Annotated in this window: 11 protein-coding genes; all 11 read right to left on the reverse strand. The window is 42.9% G+C overall.

Features of this window, described 5'->3' with window-relative positions; all coding sequences use genetic code 11:
• Window positions 1–280: 280 nt before the first annotated feature.
• A complete protein-coding gene (gene mtaB / locus V1500_RS19255; RefSeq protein WP_409301765.1) occupies window positions 281–1,636 on the reverse strand; it encodes a tRNA (N(6)-L-threonylcarbamoyladenosine(37)-C(2))-methylthiotransferase MtaB in 1,356 nt (451 codons plus the stop codon).
• A gap of 5 nt (window positions 1,637–1,641) precedes the next feature.
• Complete coding sequence (locus V1500_RS19260; protein ID WP_409301767.1) at window positions 1,642–2,394, reverse strand: 16S rRNA (uracil(1498)-N(3))-methyltransferase; 753 nt, start codon at window positions 2,392–2,394, stop codon at window positions 1,642–1,644.
• A gap of 74 nt (window positions 2,395–2,468) precedes the next feature.
• Window positions 2,469–3,413, reverse strand: a complete 945-nt coding sequence (gene prmA, locus V1500_RS19265; RefSeq protein WP_409301769.1) for a 50S ribosomal protein L11 methyltransferase — start codon at window positions 3,411–3,413, stop codon at window positions 2,469–2,471.
• Between the two features lie 20 nt (window positions 3,414–3,433).
• Window positions 3,434–4,549: a molecular chaperone DnaJ gene (dnaJ, locus tag V1500_RS19270; RefSeq protein ID WP_409301771.1), complete on the reverse strand. Its 1,116-nt coding sequence runs from the start codon at window positions 4,547–4,549 to the stop codon at window positions 3,434–3,436.
• A gap of 250 nt (window positions 4,550–4,799) precedes the next feature.
• The gene (gene dnaK / locus V1500_RS19275) at window positions 4,800–6,626 is read right to left on the reverse strand and encodes a molecular chaperone DnaK (RefSeq protein WP_409301773.1); all 1,827 of its coding nucleotides are present in this window, start codon (window positions 6,624–6,626) and stop codon (window positions 4,800–4,802) included.
• Between the two features lie 36 nt (window positions 6,627–6,662).
• Window positions 6,663–7,253, reverse strand: coding sequence for a nucleotide exchange factor GrpE (gene grpE / locus V1500_RS19280; RefSeq protein WP_409301775.1), 591 nt, complete (start codon window positions 7,251–7,253; stop codon window positions 6,663–6,665).
• A gap of 513 nt (window positions 7,254–7,766) precedes the next feature.
• Window positions 7,767–8,795 (reverse strand): heat-inducible transcriptional repressor HrcA, encoded by a 1,029-nt coding sequence (gene hrcA / locus V1500_RS19285; RefSeq protein ID WP_409301777.1) that lies wholly within the window; start codon window positions 8,793–8,795, stop codon window positions 7,767–7,769.
• Between the two features lie 90 nt (window positions 8,796–8,885).
• Window positions 8,886–10,019: a radical SAM family heme chaperone HemW gene (hemW, locus tag V1500_RS19290; RefSeq protein WP_409301779.1), complete on the reverse strand. Its 1,134-nt coding sequence runs from the start codon at window positions 10,017–10,019 to the stop codon at window positions 8,886–8,888.
• A gap of 154 nt (window positions 10,020–10,173) precedes the next feature.
• Window positions 10,174–12,009, reverse strand: a complete 1,836-nt coding sequence (gene lepA / locus V1500_RS19295) for a translation elongation factor 4 (protein WP_409301781.1) — start codon at window positions 12,007–12,009, stop codon at window positions 10,174–10,176.
• A gap of 204 nt (window positions 12,010–12,213) precedes the next feature.
• The gene (locus V1500_RS19300; protein WP_409301783.1) at window positions 12,214–12,549 is read right to left on the reverse strand and encodes a YqxA family protein; all 336 of its coding nucleotides are present in this window, start codon (window positions 12,547–12,549) and stop codon (window positions 12,214–12,216) included.
• A 24-nt stretch (window positions 12,550–12,573) separates the two neighbouring features.
• Window positions 12,574–13,770, reverse strand: coding sequence for a stage II sporulation protein P (spoIIP, locus tag V1500_RS19305; protein WP_409301785.1), 1,197 nt, complete (start codon window positions 13,768–13,770; stop codon window positions 12,574–12,576).
• Window positions 13,771–13,848: the final 78 nt, after the last annotated feature.

Raw genomic sequence — 13,848 nt, forward strand, 5'->3', positions numbered from 1 at the left:
CAACCTTTTATGGTTGTCCGTACATCCTCAATGATACCATGATGAAAGTAATTTATCGAGGATGCCTATGTCTTTTTTTATTTGGCCTTCCATTTCCGTACCCGGGTCTTCGCTTTCCGCCGGGTCGGGCGGTGAGTATGGGTTAAAATCAACTTGATTCTATTTACTAAAAAACAAAGAGGAATGATAAATGGGTTCCGAATGTTTCCACTCCGAACCCATTTTGTAGACAATCTGAAACAACGAAATGTCCGCTGCCTTCAATCGCTTCCACATATTGTTATATAATGGCTGCTGCCTGTTTAGCTGCGTAATTTTTTACAACTGTTACGAATTGTCCTTCATTATAAGGATAGCCTGCTTTTGTGATTTTCACTTTGACAATTTCACCAACCATATCTTCATTGGCAGGAAAAACAACTTTCAGATAGTTGTCTGTGTAACCCACATATAAACCACTTTCTGGATCTTCAGTAAAACGCTCTTCAGGTATCACTTCCAAAACTTCATTTTCATATTTGGAAGCATATTCTTTTGCCAGTTGATCTGACAAGGAAATCAAGCGATGTACCCGCTCGTTTTTCACTTCTTCGTCAACCTGGTCTTCCATTCGGGCAGCCGGTGTACCTGTTCGCTTGGAATAAGGGAACACATGCAGTTCAGAAAACTTATGGTCTTTGATGAAATTATATGTCTCCATAAATTCCTCTTCTGTTTCACCCGGGAAACCAACAATTACATCAGATGTAATTGCCAGGCCTGGAAGTGCCTTTCTCAGCTTAACAAGGCGGTCTGCAAAGAAATCCATTGTATATTTACGTCTCATCCGTTTCAAAACAGTGTCGGATCCAGACTGAATCGGAATATGAAGATGGCGCACCACTTTTTTCGATTTAGTCAGCACTTCGATCACTTCATCGGAAATCTGGCTGGCTTCAATAGAGGAAATACGAATCCTCTGAAGGCCGTCAACCCGTTCTTCTAGGTCACGGAGAAGCATGGCAAGGTTGTAATCCTTCATATCTTCTCCATAGCCGCCTGTGTGAATCCCAGTAAGGACAATCTCCTTATAGCCAGCTTCAACAAGCTGTTGAGCCTGCCTGATTACTTCTTCAGGATCGCGTGAACGCATTAGTCCTCTAGCCCATGGAATAATACAGAAGGTACAGAAGTTATTACAGCCTTCCTGTATTTTCAATGACGCACGGGTACGATCCGTAAAAGCGGGAACATCCAATTCTTCGTAAACGCGTGTTTTCATAATATTGCGTACTCCGTTGATCGGCTGGCGTTCCACCTTATATTGCTCAATATAACCTAGCATTTTTTCACGATCCTGTGTTCCGACGACAATGTCCACTCCCGGAATGGCCATGATTTCTGCAGGGGATGTCTGGGCATAGCATCCTGTTACAGCAATTACAGCATCAGGATTCTTCCGGATTGCACGGCGGATTACCTGTCTGCTTTTTTTGTCACCTGTATTCGTTACCGTACAAGTATTAATAACATAAACATCTGCGGCAGACTCAAAGTCCGTTCGTTCGTAACCGTTTTGCTTAAATAACTGCCAAATGGCTTCTGTTTCATAATGGTTAACTTTGCACCCTAATGTATGAAAAGCTACAGTAGACATTCTCTTCACCTCGATAGTTCAAATTCGTACGAAACAGCAGACAGCACATAAAGAGGTGCAGTCTCTGTACGCAATATCCGTGGTCCGAGCCCACAAGCAATAAAACCTGCATCGGTCAACTTCTTAATCTCCGTGTCAGTAAGTCCGCCTTCCGGTCCAAATACAACCAGCAGCTTTTGACCGGCTGACATTTCTTCAAGCTTTGCAGCAAACTTGCTTTTTTCTCCTTGCTTCGCTTCCTCTTCGAATGCGATCAGCTTATGGTCAAATGTAGCCGCTCTTTCAATGAGCTGGCTCAAATTAATAGGTGTACCTACCTTTGGGACAACGGTCCTGTGTGATTGTTCTGCTGCTTCCTTAGCAATTTTCTGCAGCCGTTCCATTTTTTTTGCTGTCTTTTTCTCGTCCCACTTTACCACCGAACGAGCCGCAATGAAAGGGATAAATGATGCAGCTCCCAATTCAGTTCCTTTTTGGATTATATACTCCAATTTATCCCCTTTAGGCAGACCGCTCACAATCGTTACTCTGACAGGTATTTCTTTCTGCTCATTCTTCCATTCTATAATTGTTCCTGCAACAGTATCATTAGTAAATTCTGTAATCTGAACGACAGCCGTCTGTCCATCGTTTTTCACACAAATAATCCGTTCCCCGGCTTCCATCCTCATAACACGGGTAATGTGGTGAAAATCGTCTCCGGATATAGTGACCCTATTCCCCTGAAAATTATCATCCTGCAGAAAATAGCGCTGCATGCCAACACCTGCTTATCCTAATTAAATATTATAGATAATGGCGCCAGCATCAAAAGATGATTAGCGCCTTTTCGTCAATTATCATTTTTCTTGCAAATCAATGCTACCCAATCTTCCATTGTTATCGTTTCCTCTATTGTAAAACCGGACTCAATAATGGCATTTTTCACTTCCTGCTTTTTCGGCTGAATAATACCGGATGCTATAAAGTATCCACCCGGCTTAACCACATCGGCCACATCATCCGTGAACCGGATGATTACTTCTGCCAGTATATTTGCCACTACTACATCTGCAGCTTCGGACACACCATCCAAAAGGTTATTCTGAGACACGGCGACCCTATCCTGCACTTTGTTAAGCTTCACATTTATTTTTGCCGAAGCGACTGCAACCTGATCAAGATCGAGCGCCGTAACTTTTTCGGCATTTAATAAGGCAGCTGCAATGCTTAACACACCGGAGCCTGTTCCAACGTCAACCACATGCTGCCCTGGTTCGACAGTCCTCTCTAAAGCCTGTATGCACATCACAGTAGTTGGGTGTGTACCTGTCCCGAAAGCCATGCCGGGATCCAGTTCAATGATCAATTCATCGCTGGATACCGGTGTATAATCCTCCCATGTCGGTACAATGGTAAATTTCTCTGATATTTTCACTGGGTTATAATATTTTTTCCAGGCAGTAGCCCATTCCTCTTCATTGACTTCGCTGATCGAGATGGCATTCCTGCCAAGATCAATGTCGAATAAAAGCAAGTTATTGATGCTTTCTTTTATGGCATCCACAGTTTCACCTAGAAAACTATTGACTGGGAGATATGCTTTCACTATGACTCCCTCATCAGGATAATCAGCAGGATTAAGGTGGTAGATTTCACCAAAAACATTTTCACGTTCCTTAATAAGCTCCTGGGGGTCCTCAATAACAACGCCGCTCGCTCCGGCTTCATGCAGTATGTTGGAAACGGGTTCAATCGCCTCGTTTGTAGTGTGGATTGCAATTTCAGACCACTTCATATCTACCACTCCTGTTTCTGTTAATCACCTTTAAAAGCCCTTTTCACTTTGGAGAAGAAACCTTCTTCATTTTCATCCAATTCGTTTTGGCCGCTTATTTCTGCAAATTCCCTCAAAAGCTGCTTTTGCTTATCAGTGAGCTTTTTTGGAGTTATAATAAGAATCACGACGTGCTGGTCTCCCTGTCCATAGCCTCTTACATTTGGTACTCCCTTTCCTTTTAACCGGAATCTTGTACCAGTCTGTGTTCCAGCCGGGATCTTCAACTTGACTTTTCCATGCAGTGTGGGTACCTCAATTTCGTCACCAAGCGCTGCCTGAGCAAACGTGATTGGCATTTCACAATAAATATCGTCCCCATCTCGTTCAAAGAACTCATGGTCACGCACATGGAAAACTACATATAAATCTCCTGGAGGTCCTCCATTGATCCCTGGTTCGCCATTTCCGGTAACCCGAAGCTGCTGACCATCGTCAATCCCCGCAGGAACTTTGATCTGAATCTTTTTTCGCTTTTTGACTTTTCCAGTCCCGCCACATGTGGAACACTTATCAGGAATAATTTTTCCTGTACCTTGGCAATGATGGCAAGGCCTCCGGTTAACAATTCTGCCCAGCGGTGTATTTTGTTCCACACTTATCTGGCCTGTGCCATGGCAGTGAGAACAAGTATTCACTTTTGTCCCGGGCTTTGCCCCGGTTCCATCACATGTCCCGCAATTTTCCTCGCGTGGTATTTCAATTTCAGTTTGCTTGCCAAAGGCAGCTTCCTCAAAAGAGATTGTCATTGTATATTGTAAGTCCGCACCCTGGCGAGGGGCATTAGGATCTCTTCTTCGCCCGCCTCCAAAGAAGGTACTGAAGATATCCTCAAATCCTCCAAAACCGCCAAAATCCTGGCCGCCAAAGCCCTGGTTAGGGTCAGTGTGGCCAAATTGATCATAATGGGCCCTTTTCTGATCATCGCTAAGAACCTCATTGGCTTCGGTTATTTCCTTAAATTTTTCTGCAGCATCCGGTTCCTTGTTAATATCAGGATGATATTGTTTGGAGAGCTTGCGGTACGCCTTCTTTATTTCATCCTTTGAGGCGTTTTTGGATACGCCAAGCACCTCATAGTAGTCGCGTTTACTCATTAATATATCCACTCCCGATTCGTTTCACATAAAGACTATTTTATCATTTTTGAAGAATAAAGTGCAATTGAAAATCCATTTCCACTAGTAATGACACTAAGTCCACAGCGCCTTGTGAACCCAAACTTATGCACTTTACTCGCTACCAATGACAATATTCACCAAGAAGGTTCAATGGGATTATTGGTCACTAAAAAAGCCAAAGTCAAGATTACCTGACTTTGACTTTTTCCGGTTGCGATGAAAATAATTATTTATCGTCTACTTCAGTGTATTCAGCATCCACAACATTGTCATCCTTTTTTCCCTGTCCTGCATCAGCACCCTGCGCTGCCTCCTGGGCTTTTGCAGCCTCTTCATAGAGTTTTACAGTAAGGCTTTGCACTATTTCGTTAAGGGCATCTTTTTTCTCACGGATTTGATTAATATCATTGCTTTCAATAGCTGCTTTTAATGCATCTTTTGCTTCATTTGCTTTATCAACTTCCGCTTGATCCACTTTTCCTTCCAAATCCTTCAATGTCTTTTCAGTTGTAAAGACCAATTGATCGGCTTCATTGCGGACTTCTACTTCCTCTTTACGTGCTTTATCCGCTTCGGCATTTTCTTCCGCTTCACGGACCATGCGCTGGATTTCATCCTCAGATAAACCTGAAGAAGATTTGATAGTGATGGTTTGTTCCTTGTTTGTACCAAGATCTTTTGCACGGACATTCACAATACCGTTTTTATCAATATCAAATGTTACCTCTATTTGAGGAATTCCACGCGGGGCTGGAGGAATATCGCTTAACTGGAAGCGGCCAAGCGTCTTGTTGTCAGCAGCCATCGGGCGCTCACCCTGCAGTACATGGATATCTACAGCTGTTTGGTTGTCAGCAGCTGTTGAGAATACTTGTGACTTGCTTGTCGGGATTGTTGTATTACGGTCTATCAACTTAGTAAACACGCCACCCATTGTTTCAATACCAAGAGAAAGCGGGGTAACGTCCAATAATACTACATCCTTAACATCTCCGGTTAAGACACCGCCCTGTATAGCAGCTCCCATCGCTACAACTTCGTCTGGATTCACACCTTTATGCGGTTCTTTTCCAATTTCCTTGCGGATGGCTTCTTGAACAGCAGGGATACGAGTGGAACCGCCAACCAGAATTACTTTATCAATTTCAGAAGGAGAAAGTCCTGCATCACGAAGAGCTTGACGGGTAGGTCCCATGGTACGCTCTACCAATCCAGCAGATAATTCATCGAATTTCGCTCTGGTTAGTGTTACGTCAAGGTGCAGCGGACCTGCTTCACCAGCTGTGATAAATGGCAATGAAACCTGAGTTGAAGTTACACCTGAAAGGTCTTTTTTCGCTTTTTCAGCTGCGTCCTTCAAACGCTGAAGAGCCATTTTGTCTTTAGAAAGATCTACGCCATTTTCTTTCTTAAATTCAGCTACCAGATAATCGATGATGATCTGGTCAAAATCGTCACCGCCTAGACGGTTGTCACCGGCTGTTGCTTTAACTTCGAATACACCATCACCAAGTTCCATGATGGATACGTCGAAAGTCCCTCCGCCAAGGTCAAATACAAGGATCGTCTGGTCCTCATCTGTCTTATCAAGACCATAAGCAAGAGCTGCTGCGGTAGGTTCGTTAATGATACGCTCAACTTCCAGGCCTGCAATCTGGCCAGCGTCTTTAGTAGCCTGACGCTCAGCATCGTTGAAATACGCAGGAACTGTAATTACCGCCTTAGTAACCTTTTCACCAAGATAATCTTCTGCATATGATTTTAGATACTGAAGGATAATCGCAGACACTTCCTGAGGGGAATAATCTTTTCCTTCGACGTTTTCTTTATGCTGTGTCCCCATATGGCGCTTGATAGAAATAATCGTGTTAGGATTTGTAATCGCCTGACGTTTTGCTACTTCACCAACCTGTCTTTCACCATTTTTAAAAGCAACTACAGAGGGAGTTGTACGGTTGCCTTCTGGATTCGGGATAACTTTCGGCTCCCCGCCTTCCAAAACGGCTACACAGGAGTTCGTTGTACCTAAGTCAATACCGATAATTTTGCTCATATTATCACTTACCTCCAAATTTTATATGTAGGGTTCCTATTCATTCACCTTAACCATTGCCGGGCGAATGACACGGTCCTTCAGTAGATATCCTTTTTGGAATTCCTCAACAACTACATTCGATTCGAAATCTTCATCCTGAACCTGCATTACTGCTTGATGCAAATGCGGGTCAAAAGGTTTGCCAACAGATTCAATCGGCTCGATTCCTTCTTTCTTTAAAGCCTCAAGCAATCCCTTGTAAACCATATCCATGCCCTGAAGCAATGATTTTGTCTGGTCATTGTCAGCTTCGATGCTTATCGCTCTTTCAAAGTTATCCAATGCCTGCAAAATATCAGTTGCCAGGCTTTGAGCTCTATATTTTTGAGCCGCTTCAAGATCCAAACGGGCACGGCGGCGGGAATTATCAAAGTCAGCCTGCAGCCGGAGATTACGGTTTTCCATCTCTTCAATCTTCGCTTCAAGCTCTGCTATTCTATTTTGAGCCTGTTGAAGTTCGGTTGGTTCCACCACATCATTTGCTTCAGTACCTTCTGCCTGCTGAGTATCCTCTGCAAATATTTCTTCAGCTCCGAAAACTTCTTCAGCCTCAATAGTAGATTCATTCTTCTTATCTTCTGTCACAAATTTCACCTCCCTAAAAGAAATGTGGAAGCGCCTTGCTAAGCCGCGACTAGCATAATACAAGACCTGTAAAAACGCTGCTCTTGCCTTTTTCTGGGGTTGGCTTATGACCTCGAGCGGCTAGGCTCTGCAGCTGGACATTATCCATTTATAAGTTAACAAAATACCACAGTTGACGTAGGCGGCTTGGGCAGCTCAGGAAGCAAATAGGCTCTCGTCCTGAAGGCGCTATTTGCCTTTTGGAAAGAGAGGTCTTTTGCACACCGAGCTAGCCGCCGGAGTTAGACAATCAAGAAATGCGGAAGCGCCTTGCTCAGCCGCGACTAGCATAAGACAAGACCTGTAAAAAGGCTGCTCTTGCCTTTTTCTGGGGTTGGCTTATGACCTCGAGCGGCTAGGGGCTGCAGCCGAACACTGCCTCTTTAATCCAGAGGCATACAGCATATTATGCTGGCCTGTCACTCGCATTTTAACTAGCGCCCGAATTTCATCTTCTTGCACAAATACAACGTATTACTTTTGATAAAGCCTTGTTAGCAATGTGCTTAAATCATTTGAGAATAATGTAAGCAGGCTGATAACCCGTGAATATTCCATTCTAGTAGGGCCAAGGATCGCAATAGTCCCTACCTGTTCTTCGCCAATAGAGTATGTTGCTGATATCAGGCTGCAATCTTCCAGAGCTATATTTTTGTTTTCTCTGCCAATCTTAACATGAATGCCGGCGGGGTTGCCCTTGATGAGTTCATAAATGCCCTGTTCCTGCTCTATTATTGACAATAGAGAACGCACTTTTTCAATATCATGGAATTCTGGCTGATGAAGCATTTTTGTCTTTCCGCCAAAAAACAGTTTTTCCGGCTGAGACATATTCAAGGTGCCCGCAAGCGCATCAATAATAGCATCGTAATTTTTGATGTGCTGTCTTAAGATAGTTGCAACTTCTTTATAAATTTTGTCTTTCAGTTCAGTCAGCGGAACCCCGATAAGACGTTCATTTAGGATATTCGCCATTTTCTCTATCTCGTTCAGGTCAAAAGATGGCGGCAGTGTAATCATCTTGTTTTCAACATGCCCGGTATCCGTAACGATTACCGCCACTGCAGTTCCAGGACTAAGGGGCACAATCTGGATTTTCCGGAGCTTATTATCCTTAACTTTGGGACCAAGGACAATCGATGTGTAATTCGTGATTTCCGAAAGGATGTTAGCTGATTTCTGTACAATCTTTTCCAGCTCATAAATTCGCTCGGCAAACACGGATTTAACCAAATTCATATCATTTTGCTTAAGCTTTTGAGGCGACAGCAAGTGGTCAACGTAATACCGATAGCCTTTCTCTGAAGGAATGCGGCCGGAAGATGTGTGTGTTTTCTCGATAAAACCCATTTCTTCCAGATCTGACATTTCATTCCTTATTGTAGCTGAACTGAAAGTTATTTCGTCCTTCTTCGACAGGCTCCTTGAGCCAACCGGCTGCGCATTTCTGATGAATTCATCAATAATCACCTGAAGGATCAACAATTGACGATCAGTTAACATCTTCCCTCACCTCTGTTAGCACTCTGTTATAGCGAGTGCTAATACTACTAATAAATTAACAAATGGACGCATTCATGTCAACGGTTTAGATTACTCCAGAAACGATTGAAAAACTTCATTCCCAAGGAGTCTGCCGCGCCTTGTTAGACGTACATATCCATCTTCCATTACCAGCAAGCCTTTTTCCATTTGTTCTGTTATCGCTTGTCTAAAAATATCCGTCATTTCAACAAAAAATTTGTTTTTAAACCCTTCAAGGGATACACCTTTTGTTTTTCGTAATCCAAGGAACAACTCTTCTTCCATTTTTTCTTCTCTTGTAACTTGATGCTCCTCAATATGCGGCATAAGCCCTTGAGCAACAGGAGCCATATATTTCTTTAATGGTCCATGGTTTGAAACTCTTCTGCCGTCCACATATCCATGGGCCCCTGCTCCAAAACCGAAGTACTCTTCGTTGTTCCAATAGGTTATATTGTGCTTGCTTTCGTAGCCAGGTTTTGAAAAGTTGCTGATTTCATATTGTACATGGCCTGATTGGGTCATTCTCTCCATAAGCCTTTCATACATGGCAGCCTCTAAATCCTGGGGCGGCAAATTTAATTTGCCCTTTTGCATAAGGTTATAAAACACAGTTTTGGGCTCGACAATCAATGAATATCCGGAATAATGCGGCAGCTGCAGGTCCAATGCTTTGGACAGTGTGTCTTCAAAGTCTTCCATCGTTTGGCCTGGCAAACCATAAATGATATCGATGCTTACGTTTTGAAAGCCAATCTTGTAGGCTTTTTCGATTGTTTCATATACATCTGCCGCCTTGTGTGTCCTGCCTATTCTTTTTAAAAGTTCGTCATTAAAGCTCTGAACTCCGAAGCTTAGCCTGTTAACCCCCGCATTATATAAAACGGAAAGCTTCTCTTCAGACAGATCTCCAGGATTGGCTTCAAAGGTATATTCAACGTCCTCACTTAAAGGAAGTGTTTTACGGATGGATCCAGTCAGGGTTTGAAGCTGGTCTGCATTTAAGGAAGTGGGTGTTCCCCCTCCAACGAATACAGTATCCATCACCATCGGCCGATGCAGCTGCATTGCCAGCTGCATTTCTTTCTCAAGCATTTGAAGATATTCATCGACAGGCTGCCCTTTTAAAAATACTTTATTAAAATCACAGTAATGGCAAATATGCTCACAAAACGGGATGTGGATATATGCACTTTTGATCATTTTTTCACAACCTTTCGATGTGATTTTGTAACTCGTTATATAAATAGACAAGCGCCGGTCCGTTTTATACTTTCCCAGTACAGAAAAAGAGGCCAGATATCGATGAACGACTGCTCCAACCTCTCCTTCTTATCTATCACATGGTTATCCCATATTATTTTTTAGGTGTTGTGTCGTCCATTTTCAGGACAGCCATAAACGCCTCCTGAGGCACTTCAACCGACCCCACCTGCTTCATTCTCTTTTTACCTTCTTTTTGTTTCTCAAGCAGCTTCCGTTTACGAGAAATATCGCCGCCATAACACTTAGCAAGGACATTCTTGCGCATAGCACTTATCGTGGAGCGCGCGATGATTTTTTGCCCGATCGCGGCCTGGATTGGCACTTCAAATTGCTGTCTAGGAATCAATGTTTTTAACTTTTCAACAATGACCTTACCTCGTTCGTATGCAAAATCACGATGGACGATAAAGCTTAAAGCATCAACAGTCTCACCATTCAACAAGATGTCCATTTTCACAAGCTTCGAAGGCTTATAGCCTATTAATTCATAGTCAAATGAAGCATAACCCTTAGTATTGGATTTTAATTGGTCAAAGAAATCATACACAATTTCCGAAAGCGGGATTTCATATACGATACTGACCCTTGTTTCATCCATATACTGCATATCGATGAAAATCCCGCGCTTCTCCTGGCAAAGCTCCATGATTGCTCCAACATAATCATTCGGGGCCATCATTGTTGCTTTGACATACGGTTCCTCAACACGATCGATTTTCTGCGGATCAGGCATGTTTGATGGATTGTCCACTTGGATCTTTGAGCCATCAGTCATAATCACATCATAAATAACACTTGGAGCTGTCGTGATCAAATCAATTTTGAATTCACGTTCAATACGTTCCTGGATAATCTCCATATGCAAAAGGCCAAGGAAACCGCATCGGAAACCAAAACCGAGCGCCTGGGATGTCTCAGGTTCAAACTGCAATGCAGAATCATTAAGTTCCAGTTTTTCTAGAGCATCACGAAGATCATTAAACTTGGCTGAATCAATCGGATACAAGCCGCAATACACCATAGGGTTCAGCTTGCGGTAACCTGGCAGTGCCTGTGTCGCCCCATTTTTCGCGTGAGTAATCGTATCGCCTACGCGGGTATCGCCGACATTTTTGATGGCTGCGGTCAAGAATCCAACATCGCCGACAGTAAGTTCATCCACGCTCTTTTCCTTAGGTGTATGGACTCCTACCTCTGTTACCTCAAATTCTTTTCCAGTGGCCATCATTCTAATTTTGTCACCTGGCTTTACAGAGCCTTCCATCACGCGGATATAGGCAACAACTCCACGGTATGCATCATAAAATGAATCGAAAATTAGAGCTTTTAATGGGGCATCCGGATCACCCTCCGGCGGCGGCACTAATTCAACAACCTGTTCAAGGATCTCTTCTATCCCAATCCCCGCTTTTGCCGATGCAAGTACCGCTTCAGATGCATCCAGTCCAATTACTTCTTCGATTTCATTGCGTACCCGTTCTGGGTCTGCACTCGGGAGATCGATTTTATTGATAATCGGTAGAATTTCCAGATTATTATCAAGCGCAAGATAAACATTGGCAAGTGTTTGGGCTTCGATCCCCTGCGCGGCATCAACGACCAAAATGGCTCCCTCACACGCGGCAAGGCTTCTTGATACCTCGTAAGTAAAATCGACATGTCCCGGGGTATCAATTAAATGGAAGATATATTCCTCTCCATCTTTTGCATTATATTTTAACTGTACTGCATTTAATTTAATCGTAATTCCACGTTCGCGCTCTAAATCCATAGAATCCAGCAGCTGGCTTTTCATTTCGCGTTGGGCCAGAGCGTTCGTCTTTTCCAAGATACGGTCAGCCAGAGTGGATTTCCCATGGTCGATATGTGCAATTATGGAAAAGTTACGAATTTTCGATTGTCTTTTAAGCTTTTCTTCTCTATTCATAACATTCACTCCTGTTATTCGACACAAATACACTATTTTTCATTATATCAGTAGAGTATGCATTACACAATAACTGATTGCACATGACATTAAAAGGGAAATGCCCCTACGGATACAAAAGTCGTAGCTAGCATAAAAAAAGAATCACCTGAGGCGATTCCGTATACTTATGAATATTTCACATAGGTCGGATGGCACTGCTGCCTATAGCCATGAATTAACTGCTTCTGCCATATGCCGTATTGCAGCGGAAATTACTCCTGAGAACGTCTTCCCAATCGAAGAAAACAGGTTAAAGGCTTTCATTTGTTCAAGCTGCTGTTTCTTTTTTTCAATGTCATGGCTTGTGACCTTCTCTCCGAGTACGGAGGCCTCCATATCTCCTGTTTTCGATTCCTTCACTGAAAATGCACTCTGCAAGGCCGGATCCTCATAGCCCTTCATTTTCTTCATGCCCTGGTTGGCATTTTGCATACCTAAAAGAATGCCAAAAAACAACACCAGCATGATGCCAAAGCATTTAAGCGAAAAGCGGAACATCTTGAGGCCTCCTTTTTGTAAACCCTATTGCTTCTCCGAGTCGTCCAGGGGTTTGGAAACTTCATTGGCATCCCAATACATATCGGCGAATACATCTGCAAAAGCGTCAATGGTAAGGTACATTTCTTCAAATGTATTATCTACACCTCCAACTTCAAGGAGCATAGCGTTTCCGGACATATCTTGATTATAAATCCCATTATGTCCTTTTCCCCCCTGTAAAATAACTCCCCTGGAGAGTCCCGGATATTTTTTTTCAATACCGCGATGGATTTTTGTTGCCAGTGCTATGTTTTTATCCTTGTTGGCATTATCCCGCCCGATAACGAACGCTATCTTCGCATATTTCTGTCCATTGATCGTTATTGTTGTTTGATTTTTGCGACGTGAGTCTCTGTGAATGTCAATCAAATATTGCAGGTCCTTATTTTGGGCCATCGCTCCTTGTACATCACTTCTTGATTCCTGATATGCCCTTGGGTATTTTAATCCTTTGCTGACCAAACGGCCCACTACATCACTTTTATCCAAGCTTGATCCAATACCTTTATCCAGTAAATCTTGTGCCATCCTTTCCCCAAGTTTCGTTATATTGATTTTTGAGTGGCTGGCATGGTTAGGATCGGTGACTCCCTTTAAATACGGCAAGAATGACTCGCGATTATGAGTATGGTAAATGAGGACTACCTTTCTTCCATTTGTGGTTATACTGGGTTGTGCGTCCGTTTTTGTTTGTTCTTTTATCTTATCTATATTCTGAAGGGGTGCTTCATTTTTATTGTTTAGCACCTTTTCCGGAGGGGCCGATTCGTAGGGGATATTAGTATAATTGGTGCCCTCACCGGCTATGATAATTTCGCTGTCAAAAATAGAAAAACCGGGAAGCTCTCTCCCCAAAAGGCTTCTCGGATCATCAAGCGAGATATTAGCCGACAGCTTAAGCATTTGCCTGGTGAATCCCAGCGACCTTTCATCTTTGGGCAAAACTTTGAAAAAGTAGTGGTTTTCATTTGCCAACAAAGTGAAAAGCATTTTGCCGGAAACCTGATGTGTAACCGAATGTATGGATTCTGATGACAACCGGTACTTTGGCTGCAATGAAGTTAATATCCCGCTGACAGAAAAAATGAATAAAAGTAAAACGAAAATTGATAGAAACCCTTTGATAATAGTGGAGCGATGTATTACTGTTATCAGTCCTGAATACTGGTTTCGTCTCATTTGTTCCACCCTTCCTAATGCTTGTCTACTAATGCTTATGACTTTAATAGAAAGAGTAGAACCATTTTGACCAGTTTC

It is taken from the genome of Peribacillus sedimenti (assembly GCF_046237635.1).
GTDB lineage: Bacteria > Bacillota > Bacilli > Bacillales > DSM-1321 > Peribacillus > Peribacillus sedimenti.

What these genes read in the sequence shown, in the direction of transcription:
- hemW (WP_409301779.1), bottom strand. Translation starts at nt 10,019, where the DNA reads ATGATCAAAAGTGCATATATCCACATCCCGTTTTGTGAGCATATTTGC.
- spoIIP (WP_409301785.1), bottom strand. Translation starts at nt 13,770, where the DNA reads ATGAGACGAAACCAGTATTCAGGACTGATAACAGTAATACATCGCTCC.
- mtaB (WP_409301765.1), bottom strand. Translation starts at nt 1,636, where the DNA reads ATGTCTACTGTAGCTTTTCATACATTAGGGTGCAAAGTTAACCATTAT.
- V1500_RS19260 (WP_409301767.1), bottom strand. Translation starts at nt 2,394, where the DNA reads ATGCAGCGCTATTTTCTGCAGGATGATAATTTTCAGGGGAATAGGGTC.
- lepA (WP_409301781.1), bottom strand. Translation starts at nt 12,009, where the DNA reads ATGAATAGAGAAGAAAAGCTTAAAAGACAATCGAAAATTCGTAACTTT.
- hrcA (WP_409301777.1), bottom strand. Translation starts at nt 8,795, where the DNA reads ATGTTAACTGATCGTCAATTGTTGATCCTTCAGGTGATTATTGATGAA.
- prmA (WP_409301769.1), bottom strand. Translation starts at nt 3,413, where the DNA reads ATGAAGTGGTCTGAAATTGCAATCCACACTACAAACGAGGCGATTGAA.
- dnaJ (WP_409301771.1), bottom strand. Translation starts at nt 4,549, where the DNA reads ATGAGTAAACGCGACTACTATGAGGTGCTTGGCGTATCCAAAAACGCC.
- dnaK (WP_409301773.1), bottom strand. Translation starts at nt 6,626, where the DNA reads ATGAGCAAAATTATCGGTATTGACTTAGGTACAACGAACTCCTGTGTA.
- V1500_RS19300 (WP_409301783.1), bottom strand. Translation starts at nt 12,549, where the DNA reads ATGTTCCGCTTTTCGCTTAAATGCTTTGGCATCATGCTGGTGTTGTTT.